At 63.0% G+C, this 16,984-nt stretch carries 21 protein-coding genes; 9 read left to right on the top strand and 12 right to left on the bottom strand.

Annotated features, from left to right (window positions below; all coding sequences use genetic code 11):
* Positions 1-136: 136 nt before the first annotated feature.
* Positions 137-1,546 (bottom strand): pyridoxal-dependent decarboxylase, encoded by a 1,410-nt coding sequence (locus QZ184_RS00695; RefSeq protein WP_296415830.1) that lies wholly within the window; start codon positions 1,544-1,546, stop codon positions 137-139.
* Between the two features lie 55 nt (positions 1,547-1,601).
* Here QZ184_RS00695 and QZ184_RS00690 point away from each other — a divergent pair, with 55 nt between their 5' ends.
* On the top strand, positions 1,602-2,150 hold the full coding sequence (locus QZ184_RS00690; RefSeq protein WP_247478291.1) for a nucleoside deaminase: 549 nt from the start codon (positions 1,602-1,604) through the stop codon (positions 2,148-2,150).
* Here the strand turns inward: QZ184_RS00690 and QZ184_RS00685 are convergent.
* Complete coding sequence (locus tag QZ184_RS00685; protein ID WP_296415832.1) at positions 2,080-3,249, bottom strand: alanine--glyoxylate aminotransferase family protein; 1,170 nt, start codon at positions 3,247-3,249, stop codon at positions 2,080-2,082. The genes QZ184_RS00690 and QZ184_RS00685 overlap by 71 nt on opposite strands.
* A gap of 75 nt (positions 3,250-3,324) precedes the next feature.
* Complete coding sequence (locus tag QZ184_RS00680; protein WP_010316875.1) at positions 3,325-3,855, bottom strand: allophycocyanin subunit beta; 531 nt, start codon at positions 3,853-3,855, stop codon at positions 3,325-3,327.
* Positions 3,856-4,097: 242 nt separating this feature from the next.
* On the opposite strand from QZ184_RS00680, the gene glnA reads away from it, so the two are divergent.
* Entirely contained in the window at positions 4,098-5,516 is a 1,419-nt protein-coding gene (gene glnA, locus QZ184_RS00675) for a type I glutamate--ammonia ligase (RefSeq protein WP_010316874.1), read from the top strand.
* A gap of 54 nt (positions 5,517-5,570) precedes the next feature.
* Here the strand turns inward: glnA and QZ184_RS00670 are convergent, their stop codons facing one another.
* Positions 5,571-5,747 (bottom strand): hypothetical protein, encoded by a 177-nt coding sequence (locus QZ184_RS00670; protein ID WP_232197292.1) that lies wholly within the window; start codon positions 5,745-5,747, stop codon positions 5,571-5,573.
* 216 nt (positions 5,748-5,963) lie between these two features.
* On the opposite strand from QZ184_RS00670, the gene QZ184_RS00665 reads away from it, so the two are divergent.
* Both QZ184_RS00665 and QZ184_RS00660 read left to right on the top strand, forming a co-directional pair.
* Positions 5,964-7,019 (top strand): class I SAM-dependent methyltransferase, encoded by a 1,056-nt coding sequence (locus tag QZ184_RS00665; RefSeq protein WP_029626287.1) that lies wholly within the window; start codon positions 5,964-5,966, stop codon positions 7,017-7,019.
* 42 nt (positions 7,020-7,061) lie between these two features.
* Positions 7,062-7,376, top strand: a complete 315-nt coding sequence (locus tag QZ184_RS00660; RefSeq protein WP_296417685.1) for a copper-binding protein — start codon at positions 7,062-7,064, stop codon at positions 7,374-7,376.
* A 10-nt stretch (positions 7,377-7,386) separates the two neighbouring features.
* Here QZ184_RS00660 and QZ184_RS00655 read toward each other — a convergent pair whose 3' ends face one another.
* Positions 7,387-7,659 (bottom strand): hypothetical protein, encoded by a 273-nt coding sequence (locus tag QZ184_RS00655; protein ID WP_010316870.1) that lies wholly within the window; start codon positions 7,657-7,659, stop codon positions 7,387-7,389.
* Between the two features lie 9 nt (positions 7,660-7,668).
* Here QZ184_RS00655 and QZ184_RS00650 point away from each other — a divergent pair, with 9 nt between their 5' ends.
* Entirely contained in the window at positions 7,669-8,001 is a 333-nt protein-coding gene (locus QZ184_RS00650) for a DUF6439 family protein (protein WP_296415835.1), read from the top strand.
* Here the strand turns inward: QZ184_RS00650 and QZ184_RS00645 are convergent.
* Both QZ184_RS00645 and QZ184_RS00640 read right to left on the bottom strand, forming a co-directional pair.
* Positions 7,998-8,387 carry an ATP-binding protein gene (locus tag QZ184_RS00645; RefSeq protein WP_010316868.1) on the bottom strand — a complete coding sequence of 130 codons (390 nt, stop codon included), beginning with the start codon at positions 8,385-8,387 and terminating at the stop codon, positions 7,998-8,000. The genes QZ184_RS00650 and QZ184_RS00645 overlap by 4 nt on opposite strands.
* Positions 8,388-8,448: 61 nt before the next feature.
* On the bottom strand, positions 8,449-9,171 hold the full coding sequence (locus QZ184_RS00640) for a GUN4 domain-containing protein (protein WP_296417684.1): 723 nt from the start codon (positions 9,169-9,171) through the stop codon (positions 8,449-8,451).
* Positions 9,172-9,268: 97 nt separating this feature from the next.
* On the opposite strand from QZ184_RS00640, the gene mnmH reads away from it, so the two are divergent.
* Genes mnmH through QZ184_RS00620 form a run of 4 tightly spaced genes read left to right on the top strand, consistent with a single transcriptional unit; the run spans position 9,269 to position 12,829 of the window.
* Positions 9,269-10,330: a tRNA 2-selenouridine(34) synthase MnmH gene (mnmH, locus tag QZ184_RS00635; protein WP_296417681.1), complete on the top strand. Its 1,062-nt coding sequence runs from the start codon at positions 9,269-9,271 to the stop codon at positions 10,328-10,330.
* Positions 10,331-10,354: 24 nt separating this feature from the next.
* On the top strand, positions 10,355-10,723 hold the full coding sequence (psb28, locus tag QZ184_RS00630) for a photosystem II reaction center protein Psb28 (protein ID WP_247478268.1): 369 nt from the start codon (positions 10,355-10,357) through the stop codon (positions 10,721-10,723).
* A 49-nt stretch (positions 10,724-10,772) separates the two neighbouring features.
* Positions 10,773-11,828, top strand: a complete 1,056-nt coding sequence (locus QZ184_RS00625; RefSeq protein ID WP_296415840.1) for an AI-2E family transporter — start codon at positions 10,773-10,775, stop codon at positions 11,826-11,828.
* Complete coding sequence (locus QZ184_RS00620; RefSeq protein WP_010316859.1) at positions 11,828-12,829, top strand: AI-2E family transporter; 1,002 nt, start codon at positions 11,828-11,830, stop codon at positions 12,827-12,829. The genes QZ184_RS00625 and QZ184_RS00620 overlap by 1 nt, the downstream gene beginning before the upstream one ends.
* A gap of 2 nt (positions 12,830-12,831) precedes the next feature.
* Here the strand turns inward: QZ184_RS00620 and QZ184_RS00615 are convergent, their stop codons facing one another.
* The 5 genes from QZ184_RS00615 to QZ184_RS00595 all read right to left on the bottom strand — a co-directional run bounded on the left by QZ184_RS00615 (position 12,832) and on the right by QZ184_RS00595 (position 16,974).
* On the bottom strand, positions 12,832-12,990 hold the full coding sequence (locus tag QZ184_RS00615) for a hypothetical protein (RefSeq protein WP_296417679.1): 159 nt from the start codon (positions 12,988-12,990) through the stop codon (positions 12,832-12,834).
* 35 nt (positions 12,991-13,025) lie between these two features.
* Entirely contained in the window at positions 13,026-14,003 is a 978-nt protein-coding gene (gene secF / locus QZ184_RS00610; protein WP_247478262.1) for a protein translocase subunit SecF, read from the bottom strand.
* Positions 14,003-15,484 carry a protein translocase subunit SecD gene (gene secD / locus QZ184_RS00605; RefSeq protein WP_296417677.1) on the bottom strand — a complete coding sequence of 494 codons (1,482 nt, stop codon included), beginning with the start codon at positions 15,482-15,484 and terminating at the stop codon, positions 14,003-14,005. The genes secF and secD overlap by 1 nt, the downstream gene beginning before the upstream one ends.
* Position 15,485: 1 nt before the next feature.
* Positions 15,486-16,469 (bottom strand): pyruvate dehydrogenase complex E1 component subunit beta, encoded by a 984-nt coding sequence (locus QZ184_RS00600; protein ID WP_010316850.1) that lies wholly within the window; start codon positions 16,467-16,469, stop codon positions 15,486-15,488.
* 172 nt (positions 16,470-16,641) lie between these two features.
* On the bottom strand, positions 16,642-16,974 hold the full coding sequence (locus QZ184_RS00595; RefSeq protein WP_296415842.1) for a DUF3082 domain-containing protein: 333 nt from the start codon (positions 16,972-16,974) through the stop codon (positions 16,642-16,644).
* Positions 16,975-16,984 lie beyond the last annotated feature (10 nt).

Below are 16,984 nucleotides of genomic sequence, written 5' to 3'. Positions count from 1 at the left end.
CTCCGGCGGCGGTGGCTGCATCGGTCCACGGGCATCCAGGACGGTGATGAAGGCCAGATAGGCCACCGCGATCAGAATCGAGATGGCACCGGTCACGATGGCGACCCAGCGGCCTTGGGGGTTCGGTTGATTCATCTCAAACGCAAGTCAACGACCGCTGAACGACCGAGGCCACGGCAGCCAGGTCAGTGGATCGGGTGTGGGGATTGCCGAGTACGGCCTTGAGGTGATGCCTCCCCGCATAGAAGGGACGGGAGAGCATCAACTGCTGTTCGAGCAACTGCTGCCGGGTCTGGCTCGACCATCGCTCCGATTCGCTGGCCCCCATCGCACTCGGGGTGAAGGCCAATAGATGCAATGGGCCGCTGCGCATCTGCAAGGGCAGCCCGCAGAGGTGCTGCTCCAGCGCAGCGCGCCGTTGGAGGGCCCCCTGGAGCAACGCATCGATTCCATCCAAACCCAATTGGCGCAGTCCCAGCCAGAGCTTGAGGATCTCGGCCGGCCGCGTTCCCTGAAGGCCGCATTCACCGCCATGGGCATCCAGCCAACTGGGCTCCATGTAGGGCAGGCCAGTGCCAAAGCAGGAGGCCAGCAGTTCAGGACGTTTCAGCAGCAGCAGGGAGGAGGTCTTGGTGATGCCCAGGAGCTTCTGGGGATTCACCGTGAGGGAGTCGGCCCGGTCCAGATCGGGGACCAGGTGTTTGTGCCGTTGGCTGAGGCCAAACACCGCACCAATCGCGCCGTCCACGTGCAGCCAGACCCCGTGGCGGTGGCACAGATCAGAAATGGCCGCCAGGGGATCGACGGCACCCCGCACCGTGGTTCCGGCGGTGGCCACAACGGCAAGGACAGGACGTCCCTCTTGCTCGGCCGACTGCAAAGCAGCGGCAAGGGCCGTGGGGCAGAGACAGCCGGCGCCGTCCGTCTGGATGGTCTGGAGACTCTGCTTCGGTAAGCCCATCACCATCAGGGCCTTGCCGATGGAGACGTGGGCATCTGCGCTGCAGAACACCGTCAAGTCGGAGGTCTCGCCATGGGCGAGCTGATGGCGAGCCACGACCAAGGCCATCAGATTGCTGAGGCTGCCGCCACTGGCTGCGACACCACCGGCCGTCTCTCCGAGGCCCAGTTGTTCAGCCATCCAGTGGGTCAAGCTGCGCTCGAGCCGCGAGAGGCTTGGCGAGAGCTCCTCGGCCAACAAATTGTTGTTGAGGCCGGCGCAGACGAGATCAGCCGCCACCGATGCGGTGAGCGGTGGGGGATCCAAGTGGGCCATCGCACCGGGGTGGACGGGGTTGTAGGCCCCATCCATCACCAGCTGCAGATCCTCAAGCAACGCCTCAGCAGACAGGCCCTGTTGCAGTGGAGCCGGCTCGGGAAGAACGCTCAGCAGGGGCAAGGGCGAGCGCTCAGCGGCACTGGACCACCACTGGCAGAGACGCGTGCTGGCCGAGCTCAAGAAGGCTTCCAACGCGGGATCCTCCCGCAGGGGATCCGGGAAGCAGGCAACGCTGCGCTGCGGCTGGCTCGGTTGGGCTTGAGCCAATGGCCCTGAGCGTTCAGCGCCCATTGTCCCGTGTCATCGGACCCGCCGTGCTGGCATGGTTGAAGAAGCCTGCGAATCGACCTCGGGGTTGAACGAAGCTCAGCGCCATGAACTCTGGATGAGGCGGCTGCTGCGCCGGGCAGAGGCCGTTGGAGAGAAGGGTGAAATCCCTGTGGCGGCCGTCGTGCTGGATGGCCATGGACGGGCCCTGGGCTGGGGGGTCAACCGCAGGCAACGGGAGCAAAGGCCCCTGGGGCATGCGGAGTTAATGGCCTTGGAGCAAGCCGCACGCCTGAGGGGCGACTGGCGCTTTAACGACTGCAGCCTGATCGTGACGCTGGAGCCCTGCCCAATGTGTGCAGGCGCCCTGGTGCAAGCGCGCATGGGACAGGTGATCTTTGGGGCCCATGACCCCAAGCGCGGTGCTCTCGGCGGCTGTCTGAACTTGGCGACGGATCCGAGCGCCCATCACCACATGACAGTGATGGGCGGAGTGCTGGAGCTGGAATGCAAGAGCAGGCTCGAGGCCTGGTTCAAGCAGCGGCGGCAGCAGCGGCAGGCGCAGAAGAGCGGAAGGCCGGAAGCTCTTGCTCAAGCAGGTTGAGCAGGAGATCCACGTTCTCTTCGCGGCTGTTGTAGCCCATCAGCCCGATGCGCCAGACCTTGCCTGCGAGGGCACCCAGGCCTCCGCCCACTTCAATGCCGTGCTTGTTCAGCAGGTGAGTCGTGAAGGCCTTGCCATCGACACCTTCTGGAATGCGAACAGTGGTCAAGGTGGGGAGACGCAGCTCCAGGGGAACGTGGGGTTCAAGCCCAAGCCTCTCAAGACCTGACCAAAGGCGCTCAGCATTGCGGCGGTGGCGCGCCCAGACGTTCGCAAGACCTTCTTCTGCGATCAGGCGCAGGGCCTCGCGCATGCCGAAGTTCATGTTGACCGGTGCGGTGTGGTGATACACCCGGTCACTGCCCCAGTACTGATTCAGCAAGCTGACGTCGAGGTACCAGTTGGGCACCTTGCCGCTGCGGGCAGCCAGCTTCTCCTCGGCGCGGGGACCCATCGAGAAGGGACCGAGGCCGGGAGGGCAGCTCAGGCCCTTTTGGCTGCAGCTGTAGGCCAGATCAACCTTCCATTCATCGAGATACAGGGGCACTGCACCTAAAGAGGTCACCGTGTCGAGCAGCAGGAGACAGTCGTGCTGACGGCAGAGGTCACCGATGCCCTCCATGGGCTGGCAGACACCCGTTGAGGTCTCGGCATGGACCATCGCCAGGACCTTGGGCTTGTGCTGCTTCAAGCCCGCTTCGATCTCATCAAGACTGAAGGCTTCGCCCCAGGGCTTCTCGATGGTCTGGACATTGGCGCGGTAACGGCCCGCCATGTCCTGAAGACGCAAACCGAAGTAGCCCTTAACCGCCACGAGGACGGTGTCGCCAGGCTCAACGATGTTGGCGATCGTGGCTTCCATAGCCGCCGATCCCGTGCCACTCATCGGCAGGGTCAGGCGGTTATCGGTTTGCCAGACGTAGCGGAGGAGCTCCTGCACTTCGCCCATCAGGGCGACATACAGGGGGTCCAAATGGCCGATCGGCGAGCGGCTGAGGGCCTCAAGAACCGTCGGGTGGGCATTGGAGGGGCCAGGTCCCAGCAGCAAGCGCTCCGGAGTATCAATCGGAGCAAGCGACAGCCGATGTCGATCTGACACGGTTGATGAGATGGAAGCCAAGGCCTGGGAGGGGGCTGGATGGGTTGAGACTACGCAGTCGCAGGTGCGAGCGAATCAGCGGGCGCGCACGTTGGTATCAGCCAAGCCGCGGCAAAGGTGCTCAAAAGGAGCACGCACAACACTGTTGATGAGCTCCGCATTAGCGGCACCGGAATCGAGCAATTTCTCGCTAATCACATCGGCCATCAGGGCGATGCTGCGAACGGTGGGACCAGTGGGGACACCGAGGCTCTTATAGGTGTCATCCAGGCCGTTCAGGACCCGCTCGTTCAGGATTGTGCTGTCGTCAGCCACCAAGGCGTAGCTGGCGTAGCGAAGGAAGTAATCCATGTCCCGCAGGCAGGCAGCCCAGCGGCGCGTGGTGTAGGCGTTGCCGCCGGGTAGCAACAGCTCGGGATCCGACTGCCAGAGGCGCTGGCTGGCCTCGCGGACGATTTCAGCGGCTTCGCAGTTGATCAGCTCAACCGCAGCGAGACGCAACGACGATTCAGAGAAGTAGGTGGCGATTCGGTCAATGGCCGAGCCGTCGAGATAACGGCCGAGCTGGTCGTAACGGCCGATCAGACCGGTGATGGCATCACGCATTGGGGGTGTGAGATCGACGCACCTGGGTTGGACCGTAGCACCGGCAAACGTCCAGATCCCTTGCTGGATCGAGGTTTTGAAGAAGTTGACAGAAACGGTTACTCAAACCAGCGGAGGAGTCCAAAACAGGCCGATCAGTCCTCTATTTGGTTACGGGCGATACAAAGCGGGGTCAACGCCGATCACTACGGTCTGAGCCGTCCGGTACAGGCCGGCACCCACCAAGCCATTTTCAACGCGTCATGGCCAAGACCGCCCAGGACGTCCTCCGTCAGATCAAGGACGAAGGCATTGAACTGATTGACCTCAAGTTCATTGACCTCCACGGCAAGTGGCAGCACCTCACCGTCACCCCTGATCTGGTTGAAGAGGAAGCCTTCACTGAGGGCGTTGCCTTTGACGGCTCCTCTATCCGCGGCTGGAAGGCCATCAACGAGTCGGACATGGCCATGGTGCCCGACCCGAACACCGCCTGGATCGACCCCTTCTACGGCCACAAAACCCTCAGCCTGATTTGCTCCATTCAGGAGCCCCGTAGTGGCAAGCCCTACTCCCGCTGCCCCCGTGCCCTGGCCCAGAAGGCCCTGGACTACCTGAGCTCCAGCGGCCTGGCCGACACGGCCTACTTCGGACCCGAGCCCGAGTTCTTCGTTTTCGACGACGTCCGCTACAAGAGCGCCAATGGCTCGAGCTTCTACAGCGTCGACTCGATCGAGAACCCCTGGAATACCGATCGCGTTGAAGAAGGCGGCAACCTCGCCAACAAAATTCAACTGAAGGAGGGCTACTTCCCCGTCGCCCCGAACGACACCCTTCAGGACATGAGGACCGAGATGCTCCTCACCATGGGCTCCCTGGGTGTGCCCATCGAGAAGCACCACCACGAGGTCGCCACCTCCCAGCATGAGCTGGGCATGAAGTTCGCCGAGCTGATCACCGCGGCGGACAACGTGATGATCTACAAATACGTCGTGCGCAACGTTGCCAAGAAGTACGGCAAGACCGCCACGTTCATGCCCAAGCCGATCTTTGCCGACAACGGCAGCGGCATGCACGTTCACCAGAGCATCTGGAAGAACGGCGACACCCTGATGTGGGGCGATGGCACCTACGCCAACCTGTCCCAAACGGCCCGTTGGTACATCGGTGGCCTGCTGAAGCATGCCCCCAGTTTCCTGGCCTTCACCAACCCGACCACCAACAGCTACAAGCGCCTGGTGCCCGGTTTTGAAGCACCGGTGAACCTGGTGTACTCCCAGGGCAACCGTTCCGCCGCCGTCCGCATCCCGCTGACCGGCATGAATCCCAAGGCCAAGCGCCTGGAATTCCGCTCAGGCGACGCTCTGGCAAACCCCTATCTGGGCTTTGCCGCCATGCTCATGGCCGGCATCGACGGCATCAAGAACCAGATCGATCCGGGCAATGGCACCGACGTCGACCTGTTCGAACTGCCCGCCGAGGAGCTGGCGAAGATCTCGACCGTTCCCGCGTCCCTCAACGGCTCACTGGAAGCCCTCAAGGCTGATCACGAATACCTGTTGGCCGGTGGCGTCTTCACCGAAGACTTCATCGACAACTGGATCGCTCTGAAGTACGAGGAGGTGCAGCAGCTGCGCCAGCGGCCCCACCCCCACGAATTCACCATGTACTACGACGCCTGATCAGGGTCTCGTTCATGGCAGCCCCGGCTTCGGCCGGGGCTTTTTGATGGCGAGTCAGCTGTGACGCAGCTGCTCGATGGCGCTGTCATGCAGCCGTTGCTCATGGGCATGGCGCTGGGCCCAAACCAAGGTCTGAGCGTCGACCCGCTCCTCATGATCCAGGTCGGGCTTGGCCCGGCGCTGAGACAGCCAGCCGCTCAGCCGACGGGCAGCACGCTGGCGCTCTCGCACCCAAGCGACATAGTGCGGCTCGTTCAAACGAGCAGAGGGGGTGGTATCGATCATTGACTTCCTCCTTCCTGTTTCACAGATTCATTCTGTAGCTGTTGCTACCAATTTGCGCGCATCTCCATCAATCTTGATCAGAGTTCAAGCCGATACAAGTCCACGGCGACTGCATCCCATCGGCTGAAATAGGTGCCACATGAGATCAGTGGCATCCCGCCCATGGCTGACGCCGTCACCAAGCTCGCCTACGAGGCCCTACAGCAGGGCAAGAGCCTGGTCGGGGTCGCCCACAAGGAGATCAGCACACGCCTGATGGAATTTGTGGCGCCCGATGGAGCGCCCAAAACCCTGCCCATTCCGCCCCAGATGCTGCGGGACCTGCAGGCCTCCCACAAGGCCCTGCTGGACCTGGATTGGCAAGAAGCAGAAGCGGGGCTGTATCCCACCAACTTGCTCTTTGATGCCCCCTGGGGCGATTGGGCCGCGCGCTACCCCCTGGTCTGGCTGGACATGCCCAGCACCTGGACCAGGCGCTCCGAGCGCAACGTCCGTGACCTTCCGACCAATGTCGAGACCGAGAACTACCCCGACTACTACCTGCAGAACTTTCACCATCAAACCGATGGCTATCTGAGTGATCACTCGGCGACGCTCTACGACCTGCAGGTCGAGATCCTGTTCAACGGCACGGCCGATCCCATGCGCCGGCGGGTGATCAAGCCGTTGGTCCAAGGCCTTCGCGCCTTCGGTGACCGACCCAGCAGCTCCCTTCGGGTTCTGGACGTCGCCACCGGTACGGGCCGGACCCTGCATCAACTGCGAGCAGCCCTGCCCCAGGCGCAGCTCGTGGGCCTGGATCTGTCATCGGCCTACCTGCGCCAGGCCAATCGCTGGCTCTCGCAACGTCCATCGGAACTACCCCAGCTGGTCCAGGGCAACGCCGAGTCGATGCCCTTTGCAGAAGGGAGCATGCAGGGGGTGACCTGCGTCTTCTTAATGCACGAACTGCCAGGCGAAGCGCGTCAGGCCGTGATCGAAGACTGCTTCAGGGTTCTGGAACCTGGTGGTGTCCTGGTGCTTGCGGATTCCGTCCAGCTGGCTGACTCACCGCAATTTGAAGTCGCCATGGACAACTTCCGCCGGATGTTCCATGAGCCGTACTACCGCGACTACATCGGCGATGACATCGACGCTCGCCTGAGCGCAGCAGGATTCAGCGGAATTCGTGCCCAATCCCATCTGATGACCCGGGTCTGGACTGCCACCAAGCCCTGACACAGGGCTTGCCACTGCTCGCTCGCTCCATAGGGTCTGCTGATGAGCAACCCCTTCCACGTGCGCTGGCTCAACGGCTGGTCCTTCCAGACCGTGCTGATGGAGGGGGCAGTTCAAGTGGAAGCACGAGGCTTCGGAATCTGTCTGCGGACTCCGGTGCGACCTGGCGAGAGCCCGACGGCAGCCGCTGATCGCCTGGTTCTGGCAGAGGACCGGCGCCGCCGTGCCCTGCATGCCGCCTGGCTCAGGGGAGAGCGACTCAAGGCGAATCGTCCAGATGGCCTGACTCCTGAGGGCAGCAGTCAAGAACAGGCTCCTAGCCCCACCGGACGTTCGCTGATTCGCGTCGCCGCCTGAACGGGACGGTTCAACGCTTCAACAGGACGGCCATGAGGGCGCCCACGCCGCCCCAACGCAGGAATTGCCAAACAACCCGCTCACTCCAGAGAGTGGCCTGAAGCGGACTTGGGAGCGGATCCAACAGTCGCTGGGCTGCTGAGAGCCGCTGTCGCAAACGACGGGCCTGGAGGCTGTCGTCGGAGGGTTCCAGGCGCTCAGCGGCCGACACGGTGGCCAGCAGGTTGGCCAGTTGATGCAGCCAGCGGATCGGCTGGTAGGGGGAGCGCGGTCGCTGTTGCATGGCGTCAGGATGGCCTGGTCCCAACGGATCCGTCCAGTGCAGGCTCAACAGGCGAAGCAAAATCCGCGGGAGTGGCCCCTGGAGAGCCAGCAGTTGGCGCAGGCGCTGCATCAGAAGCTGGCCATCAGCAACCAGGACTGGCATGCGCTCAAGGCACAGCCCCAACGGCGGGCAGCCGAGCAACTGACAGCAGCACTGGTGCTGCTGCTGGATCCAGCCAACGGCCCGGCCTCAGCCGGCGTGAGCGCACAGAGGCAACAGGCGACGGCCCTGGTGGAGCATGCCCTCGGCTGGCTCAAGGGTGAGCTGAAGGACCCCGGCTGCCCGACGCACGGCCACTAGGCCCTGCGCATCGCCACTTGGACGCGGTTGCCCCTGCGGCTCCAGCGCACATCTTCGAAGCACTGGTGGATCAGGAACAGGCCCCGGCCACTCGCAGCATCCAGGCGATCCGGAAGCGCAGCGACGCGGGCTTGGGCCGGCAGGCCAGGCCCCTCATCTTGAACCTGAAACACACACCACCTGGGGGAGAGGATGCGGCGAATCCGCACGCACTTCAGAGGGTCGTTGCCATTGCCGTGGCGCACGGCATTGACCAGGACCTCCTGGAGGCCCAACTGCAGCGTGGCCTGTTGTTCGGCGCATTGAATCGGCTCCAGCAACAGCTCCAGCAGCGGAGCGAGATGCAGGGTCGATGGGGTGATGTAGTCAGCCCAACGCAGCGCCATAGAGCCCCGGAGAGGGGAACAGCGAACGGATTGACCCTACCGCCGAGTGAAGCGCCGTGCTTCAGGACGCCACGCGTTGTTGCACCCCTGGGTGGGAGAGCAAGGCATCCATCAGACGGACCCCCCGCAACTGATTCACCAGGGGCATGTGCCCCTCCGGGGCTTCGAGGGTCCAGGTGAAGGCCTTGGGGTAACGGGTCCAGATCCCCGCTTGCTTCCAGCCAATCCGCGGCCAAAGCTGCTCCCAGCGGTTGCCCAGGCTGCGCAGCAAACGCAGTTGAACGGAGAAGCCAAAACGAGCCTGCGAGAAGGTCACCCAAAGGCGATCAAGCGTCTCAAGATCCACGGAGGCCATCGGCGGGACCTCGGAGTAATAGACGTAGCCGCGTTTTTCGGCTGCCGGTCCGGCCAACTGGCGCAGGTGCTCGCTCGTTAGACGGTCGGCTTCCTCGAAGTCCTGACGAATCAAGGCCAACTGCAGGGGGCCGTAATCCAGGCCCTGGCCACTGGTCACTGCGAGCCAGCCCTCTGGGAAACGGGTCCAAAAAGCCTGGGAGAGCGCGTCGTCCTCGGAGACCAACAACTGGATCAGGGTCCCGCAGGCCCAGTCATCTCCAGTGGCATCCCAGCGGTCGATTTGATCGGCGATCAGAGGACGGCACTCACTGCTGCGCTGCAGCACTTGCGGCAGAAGGGAGCGCCGTTGGCGTGGAGCGCTCGTCAGAAAGCGCTCGATCAACTGGTCAGCGCTGACCGTGGTGGTGACGGGTGGTCCGGAGAGCATGGAGACGGGCTGACCTGACGCTGGTGCGACAGCGTTGGCCCACTATGTCAGGCATTGCAGTCCCATAGCGGCAAGAAGCCCACCCAGGATCATCGCCATGGCTGAGCGCCAATCGATTGAGGCTTTCCTGCAGGGCCCGGGTCCGGTGGTGGATGTCCGCGCCCCGGCTGAATTCGAAAAGGGCCATATCCCTGGGGCCCAGAACTTGCCTCTGTTCAGCGACCAGGAGCGTGCAGAGGTCGGAACGAGCTACAAGCAGCAGGGGCGCACTGCGGCGGTGCAGCTCGGCCTCTCGCTGGTGGGGCCAAAGCTGGCCTTCCTAGGGGAAAAGCTGCAGACACTCAGCAAAAGCCATCCAGGGCAACCCCTGAAAATTCACTGCTGGCGCGGCGGAATGCGCTCGGGGAGCATCGCCTGGCTAGCCGAAACCCTCGATCTTGAGGTTCTGCTGCTGGAGGGTGGATACAAGAGCTATCGCCAGTGGGTCCTCGCGCTGATGGAGCAGCCCTGGCCCATTCGCCTTCTCGGCGGACGGACAGGGACGGGGAAGACCGACCTTCTGGTGGCCCTGGCGGAACAAGGCGTGGCGGTGCTGGACCTCGAAGGACTGGCGAATCACCGCGGCAGCAGCTTTGGCGGCTTGGGTTTGCCGGCCCAGCCGACCACGGAGCACTTCGAAAACAAAATCGCTGAAGTGCTGCAGCAGCACCGCTCGGCCCAAGAGATTTGGGTTGAAGCCGAAAGCGTGCAGGTGGGCCGCTGCCGGATTCCCTCGGGGCTCTGGCAGCAGATGCAGGGGGCTCCGCTGCTGGAAATCACAAGACCGGTTGAGGAGCGACTGGAGCAGCTGGTGGCGGTCTACGGGATCCAGGACCCCCTGGCCCTTGCCGATGCCACCCAACGGATCGCCAGACGCCTGGGTCCCCAACGCACCAAAACCGCCCTCGAGGCGATCGAGCAAGCGGATTGGCATGGCGCCTGTGCGCAGATGCTGGACTACTACGACCGCTGCTACGACCACGAGCTCGAGCGCCATGGTCAAACCGAAGAGCCAAGCCCACGGGAGCGACTCGACTGTGCGGGGCTCACTGCGCAGGGAGCCGCCGAGCAACTGATCGAAAGCGGAGCGGCAACCAGATCCGCCGGGCAGCATCACTAGGATCAGCCTTTGCGATAACGGGCGATGGCCGCGATCCAGTTTTTCCCCGGTGTGGATGAGCCGGTCGTGCCCGATATCCGTATGACCCGTTCGCGGGATGGTCGCACCGGTCAGGCGATCTTCGTGTTCGATCAGCCCCAGGCCCTCTCCCCCGAGACCATGGCTGACATCGGCGGCATGTACATGCTCGATGAAGAGGGTCAGATGGTGACCCGCGACGTCAACGCCAAGTTCGTCAACGGCAAGCCTTCGGCCCTGGAGGCCACCTACACCTGGAAAACCACCGAGGATTTCGAGCGGTTCATGCGCTTTGCCGAGCGCTATGCCCAGGCCAATGACCTCGGCTTTGCCCAGAACAAAAAGGACGAAGCTGGCGAAGAGGACGCCAACTGAATTCAATCGCCGCAATCGGCGCTAAAACAACACGAGTTGGCCTCCCCCTTTGCGATTCGGCCAGTGGCTCGGATTGATTGCCACAGCAGCGGCGCTGGTGCTGCTGTGGTCCCTGCGGGAGGTCCTCGTCCTCGTCTTTGCTGCCGTGGTGCTCGCCATGGCCATCTGCACCCTGGTGGGTGTGACCCAAGAGCGCTTGCGCTGCAACCGTCCGCTGGCGCTCTTCATCAGCCTGGGGGGCTTGCTTGTGGTGGTGGTGCTGACCACCGCCGTCGTGGTCCCACCGTTTGTTGCCCAGTTCCAAGAACTGCTGCGGCAGCTTCCAGCAGCCCTGCAGTTGGCGATGCAGCTGCTACGCCGCACCCTGGATCAGAGCAGTCAGATGCTCTATGGCCGCGAGGCGCTGCAGTGGTTGCAGAAGAGCTGGCTCAGCCAGGGGTCCGGCAGCCTTGACCCGACCGAGGGGTTCCTGAAGCTGCTTGGGATTGCAGGGAACCTGGGCAGCGGGCTTGTGGAGCTGCTGTTTGTGGTCGCTGTCAGCCTGATGGTGGCGATCCAACCCCAGGCCTACCGGGAAATCGCGATCCTGCTGGTCCCATCGTTTTATCGGCGACGCTTCCGGGACGTTCTCACGCTCTGCGGTGAGGCCCTCAGCAGTTGGATGGCCGGCGTGCTGATCAGCTCGCTCTGCGTCGGCGTCTTGGCCGCCATCGGCCTGTCACTACTGGGGGTGAAGCTGGTGGCCGCCAACGCGCTATTGGCTGGCCTGCTGAACATCATTCCCAACATCGGACCGACCTTGAGCACGGTCTTTCCAATGTCCGTGGCGTTGCTCGATTCACCGGTCAAAGCGCTGCTGGTGCTGCTGCTTTATGTGGTGATTCAGCACATCGAGAGCTACCTGATCACCCCTTCGGTGATGCATCACCAGGTGAAGTTGCTGCCTGGATTGACCTTGATTGCCCAATTCTTCTTCACGGTGATCTTTGGTCCCTTGGGACTGCTGTTGGCGCTGCCACTGGCGGTCTGCCTCCAGGTCCTGGTTCGCGAGGTGCTGATCCAAGACGTTCTGAACGGCTGGGAACTCCCGATGGCTGAGCGCTGATGACACCACGCAGTTTGCTGTTGCTGCTGTCCCTTGTGGTTCTTGGGCTCTTGGCCTGGGAACTGCGCTGGGTCCTGATGGTGCTCTTCGGTGCCGTCGTCCTCGCTGTCGCCCTCGACGTGCCCGTGAGCTGGTTGCGCCGAGGCCTGAGGCTCAGCCGGCCACTGGCACTCCTGCTGGTGCTGATGGTGCTGGCTCTTCTGAGCTGGCAACTCACGGACTTACTCCTGCCGGAATTGCTCGAGCAGCTCAATCAGCTGACCCAGCTGGTGCCAGCGCTGATTGCACGCCTTTCGGAATTGCTGGGCGGTGTCAGCGTCCTGGAGGGTCTGGAAGGTCGACTCGCCGATCTGATCACACTCGACAAGTTGCAACCCATTGGAGCCCAACTGATTGGGTTCGCCGGGGGAGCGGCCAGCGGCACCGTGCTGCTGCTGTTGATGGGGCTGCTGGCGATCCTGTTGGTCCTCGATCCGCGCAGTCACCAACGCCTGGTGTTGGCCTTGACGCCAGCCCACAGCCGGCCGCTGGTGCAGAACCTCCTGACAGAAAGCCGCCAAGCCCTCGGGGGCTGGCTGGCGGGAATGACGCTCTCGGCCTCGGTGGTGTTCCTCCTGACCTGGGCCGGCCTGGCAGCCTTGAAGGTCCCCTTGGCCCTGTTGAGCGGACTGATCTGCGGCCTTCTGACCTTTGTGCCCACCATCGGCCCCACCCTGGCGAGCCTGCTACCGGTGGCTGTGTCGCTGTTGATCTCGCCGACCCTGGCCGTTCAGGTGATCGTGCTTCGCCTGGTGCTGCAGAACGGCGAGGCGTTCCTACTCACGCCCCTGCTCCTGAGTCGAACGGTCAATCTGCTGCCCACCGTCGCGCTGATGGCGCAGCTCAGCCTGGGGGCACTGCTGGGCCTACCCGGTGTACTGCTGGCCCTACCGCTTGTCGTCGTCCTCCAGGTCTTCTCTCAACGGGTGCTGGTGGAGCAGGTCATGGACCGGTGGACCTAGGGCTATCGCCGCTGGCGGATCAAGCTCGGGGTCAAGATCAAGACCGTGACCGCAAGCAAGTGATAGCGGGGAATCATCAACAAGCTGATCCAGGTGAAGTGCTCGGCTAGGAGCTGAAGCTCAGCGCGCAGATCCCAGAGGGCAAGGAGTGCCAACGCCACCGGGGCCCATGGCACAGAGAACCGCCTGGATCGCGTCATCGACGCGAGAGAACGGGCAAGAGTGTGGGTGCAATACCGATGCTGGACCAGCTGCCAACGCCAATGCCAACGGTCAGGGCCACGGCGAACCAGAACAAGCTGCTGCCGCCAAAGAGCAGCAACGAGACCAACGGCAGCAGGGTGGTGAAGGACGTGTAGAGCGAGCGGGTCAAGGTGGCATCCACCGCCACATCAACCTGTTCCTGCAAGCTCATGCCCTGAAGAGCCCTTTTTTGCTCGCGAATGCGGTCGAAGACAACCACCGTGTCATTGACCGAATAACCCGCGACGGTGATCAACGCCACGGCAAACAGGGAATTGACCTCAATGCCGCTGATCAGTCCCAACCAGGCGAAGACCCCGCAAGTAATGACGATGTCGTGGGCCAGGCAGAGCAGGGCCAAGCCTGCAAACACCCCGTCGTAGCGAAAGCTGATGTAGAGCGCGATCGCAGCAAAGCTGACCAACAGGGAAATCAGGCTTCCTTTGAGCAGCTGGGAGCCAAGGGTGGGTCCAATGGTGTTGATCGCAACCTGTTGGGGGTTCACCGTGCCAATCACCGGGGCCAAACCTTCGATCAGGGCCCGGGTCTGCTCGGGCTCAAGGTCCGGCAGGCGCAGATCAACAGAACGACCGCGGTCGAGCACCTGCACTCCAGCATTGACCAGCTGGGGAGCCGCTTGACCACCGACCTCCGGCAGCGTGAGCATGCGCAACTGCTGACGCACCTCAGCGGCTTTAAGTCCCGCACAGTCCGCTCCGCTGCAGCTGCGCTGAATCTCCACCTGGGTTCCACCGGTGAAGTCCAAACCGGGCTTCAAGGGAGCGGCGATGCGGGGGTTGCTCCAACACAAGGCCATCCCCACCAGACTGAGCAGGACAGCCAAACCAGAAGCAAGCCAGCCCTGGCGGCGGATGCGGCTGATGCGAAAGCGGGGCGCGGTGGCGGCCACGGAGGTCGAGGAATCGGACATCAGGAGGCCTGGGCTGGCAGCTGGGACTGGGGCAAGAAGTAGCTGGAGCGGCGCAGGGCGGGATACCCCATCAAGAGACGCAGCAGGGTGCGGGTGCAGGTCAAAGCCGTGAACAGGCTGAGCACCAAGCCGATGCCCAAGGTGACGGCAAAGCCCTTCACCAAGCCAGTGCCAAGCGCAAAGAGCGCCACGCAGCTAATCAAACCGGTGATGTGGCCATCAAGGATGGATGAGAAGGCCAGCGAGAAACCCGCATCAATCGAGCGGATCAGGGTGTTCCCGCGTCGCAACTCCTCTTTGACCCGCTCAAAAATCAGAACGTTCGCGTCGACAGCGATCCCGATCGAGAGGATGAAGCCTGCGATCCCTGGCAGGGTCAAGGTGACGGGGATCAGGGCATACATGGCCAGGTTGAACAGGGCATAGAGCGCCAGAGCAACCACGGCCACAACGCCGGGCAAGCGGTAGACGACGACCATGAAGACGGCGACCAAGGCCAAGCCCAGCAGGGCAGCCTGAAGGCTGCGCTGGACGTTCTCGCTACCGAGAGTGGCGCCAATGGTGCGCTGCTCGATCACCTCCACCGGCAAGGGCAGTGAGCCACCGCGGAGCTGAACCTCCAGGTCGCGGGCCTCTTCGGCGCTGAAGTTGCCCGTGATGCTTGCGGCACCGCCGCTGATGCCGGCGGGTTTGAACTCCGGCCCCACACTCGCTTCGCTGATGGAGCGGCCGTCGAGAACGATGCCAAGGAGGCGTCCGCTACCGGCAATGCTCTGGGTGAGTTGGGCGAACTTACGGCCCCCCTCGGTGTTGAAACTCAAGGTGACATCCCAGGCGCTCCCGGCCTGGTTCTGCTGACGCCCGGCACCCGTGAGGTCCTTACCGGTGAGGGCGGCCGGCTCGTAGAGGTCGACGATCTTGGTGTTGACCGCCGCCAGCAACAACTCCAGCTGCTCGGTCTCCGTGCTGCCGGCAGGGGCACTGACGCCGGCGTCCTTGAGGAGCTGTGCCAGGCCATCGGCATCAAGGTCGACCGCTTGGGTTTGACCTTGATCCTTGGAGCGGCGCAGGTTGAGAACCGCTTGGGCCTGGCGCTTGAGCTTGAGCAGGCTGCTCATCTGCTGTTCAGTGCCTGGCTTCTGCGCCCGGAACTCCAGAAGGGCCGTGGTGCCCAAGACCTTGGCGGCACGGCTGGGGTCCTGTTCACCCGGCAGCTGCAGCAGGAGTTGATCGTCGCCAATGGTCTGAAGGGTGGATTCACTCACCCCCAGGCCATTGATGCGCCGGTCCAGGACGTCCTTAACGGCCTCCAGTTGCTCGCTCTGCACGCGCTGAATCGCACCAGCCGGCAGGACTTGAAGGGTCAGTTGACTGCCCCCGCGCAGGTCGAGACCCAACTGAAGTGGGAACGAAGCAAGAACAGCCCCGGCTGCGAAGGCCAGGGCCAAGATCAGGGCAAACCACCCCTGTTGACGTGCCATTTCAGACCTGGCCAGCCTTGAGGGCTTTGGCCGCTTCAACGATCTGATGCGGCTGAATGATGGTCAGGTTTTCCAGGGTGCCGTTGTAGGGCGTGGGGATGTCCTGGGAGGAGAGACGGATCGGGCGGGCGTCCAGGTCGTCAAAGCAGTGCTCGGTGATCAAGGCGATCAACTCGGCGCCAATGCCGCCGGTCTTCATGCACTCCTCAACCACCAGGACCTTGTGGGTCTTGCGGATGGAGCGGGAGATCGTCTCCATGTCGAAGGGCTTCAGGCTGATCAGGTCGATCAGCTCCACGCTCACACCCTCCTTCTCCAGCTGTTCCACGGCCTTCAGGCAGTGGTGACGCATGCGGGAGTAGGTGAGGATCGTGACATCGCTTCCTTCCTTGACCAGATCGGCCTGGTCCAGGGCGCAGGTGTAGTCGCCCTCGGGGATGTCCTCAGAGAGGTTGTAGAGCAACACGTGCTCGAAGAAGAGCACGGGGTTGTTGTCGCGAATCGCCGCCTTCATCAGGCCCTTGGCATTCGTCGGGGTGCTGACGGCAACGATCTTGATGCCGGGAACCGCGTGGAAATAGGCCTCGAGACGCTGGCTGTGCTCCGCGCCCAGCTGACGGCCCACACCACCAGGGCCGCGCACCACGGTGGGAATCGTGAAGTTGCCACCGCTGGTGTAGCGGAGCATCCCCATGTTGTTGGAGATCTGGTTGAAGGCGAGCAGCAGGAAGCCCATGTTCATGCCCTCAACGATCGGGCGAAGGCCCGTCATCGCCGCACCAACGGCCATGCCCGTGAAGGCGTTCTCAGCAATCGGGGTGTCCAGGACCCGCAGTTCGCCGTACTTGTCGTAGAGATCCTTCGTGACCTTGTAGGAACCGCCGTACTGACCGACGTCTTCCCCCATCACGCAGACATGGGGATCACGCGCCATCTCTTCGTCGATGGCCTCACGCAGGGCGTTGAAGAGAAGGGTCTCTGCCACGGTTGAAAAGCGGGTCCGGCACTGGACCGGGGTGGGGCCAACCTATCTCAACCGCCTGCGGCGAAGGTCAGCAACAACAACACTGACAACAGCATTCCTGGTGAGAGGAGCAGCACCAGCAGCTGTAGGTCGTGGCCGGTCATGTCGTCGTCAGGCTGCCCGTGGCCGAAGGCTAGGGGGTTTCTTCCGCCTGTTCCCAGCCCGGTAAGAGGCTGCGGATAAATGTCAGGAACAGGCCCAATCCAATGAAGGCAAAGGTGAAGGTGGCCAGAAAGGTCATCCCCACCACCAGGGTCTTCATAAAGACCGCAATGCTCTGGGCAAAGCGGGCCTCGTACTGGGGCGGATGGTCGGCGTAGTAGCCCACCACCTTCCCGGCCAATTGCAGCGCAAGCCAGCCGAAGCCAAAGCTCGTCAGGGAGCCGCTCAAGAAGCTGATCGGCCCCTTGCGCGGTTTCTGCTTGGCGCTGGCGAGGTCTTTGCTGTCGCTTTGGGTCTCACTCACGCGGGGTGGA

Origin of the sequence: Vulcanococcus sp. DEBay_Sum22DG08_74 (assembly GCF_017852955.1) — a bacterium.
Classification (GTDB): domain Bacteria; phylum Cyanobacteriota; class Cyanobacteriia; order PCC-6307; family Cyanobiaceae; genus Vulcanococcus.
Note: the sequence above shows the minus strand (reverse complement) of the source record. Positions and strands in the feature narration are given on the sequence as shown.

Excerpts from the sequence above, each read along its gene's own strand:
- mnmH (WP_296417681.1), top strand. The coding sequence starts at position 9,269 with ATGGCTGAGCGCCAATCGATTGAGGCTTTCCTGCAGGGCCCGGGTCCG.
- QZ184_RS00655 (WP_010316870.1), bottom strand. The coding sequence starts at position 7,659 with ATGCAACAGCGACCGCGCTCCCCCTACCAGCCGATCCGCTGGCTGCAT.
- QZ184_RS00660 (WP_296417685.1), top strand. The coding sequence starts at position 7,062 with ATGAGCAACCCCTTCCACGTGCGCTGGCTCAACGGCTGGTCCTTCCAG.
- secF (WP_247478262.1), bottom strand. The coding sequence starts at position 14,003 with ATGTCCGATTCCTCGACCTCCGTGGCCGCCACCGCGCCCCGCTTTCGC.
- QZ184_RS00640 (WP_296417684.1), bottom strand. The coding sequence starts at position 9,171 with ATGCTCTCCGGACCACCCGTCACCACCACGGTCAGCGCTGACCAGTTG.
- glnA (WP_010316874.1), top strand. The coding sequence starts at position 4,098 with ATGGCCAAGACCGCCCAGGACGTCCTCCGTCAGATCAAGGACGAAGGC.
- psb28 (WP_247478268.1), top strand. The coding sequence starts at position 10,355 with ATGGCCGCGATCCAGTTTTTCCCCGGTGTGGATGAGCCGGTCGTGCCC.
- QZ184_RS00690 (WP_247478291.1), top strand. The coding sequence starts at position 1,602 with ATGGTTGAAGAAGCCTGCGAATCGACCTCGGGGTTGAACGAAGCTCAG.
- secD (WP_296417677.1), bottom strand. The coding sequence starts at position 15,484 with ATGGCACGTCAACAGGGGTGGTTTGCCCTGATCTTGGCCCTGGCCTTC.
- QZ184_RS00645 (WP_010316868.1), bottom strand. The coding sequence starts at position 8,387 with ATGGCGCTGCGTTGGGCTGACTACATCACCCCATCGACCCTGCATCTC.
- QZ184_RS00665 (WP_029626287.1), top strand. The coding sequence starts at position 5,964 with ATGGCTGACGCCGTCACCAAGCTCGCCTACGAGGCCCTACAGCAGGGC.
- QZ184_RS00620 (WP_010316859.1), top strand. The coding sequence starts at position 11,828 with ATGACACCACGCAGTTTGCTGTTGCTGCTGTCCCTTGTGGTTCTTGGG.
- QZ184_RS00680 (WP_010316875.1), bottom strand. The coding sequence starts at position 3,855 with ATGCGTGATGCCATCACCGGTCTGATCGGCCGTTACGACCAGCTCGGC.
- QZ184_RS00650 (WP_296415835.1), top strand. The coding sequence starts at position 7,669 with ATGGCCTGGTCCCAACGGATCCGTCCAGTGCAGGCTCAACAGGCGAAG.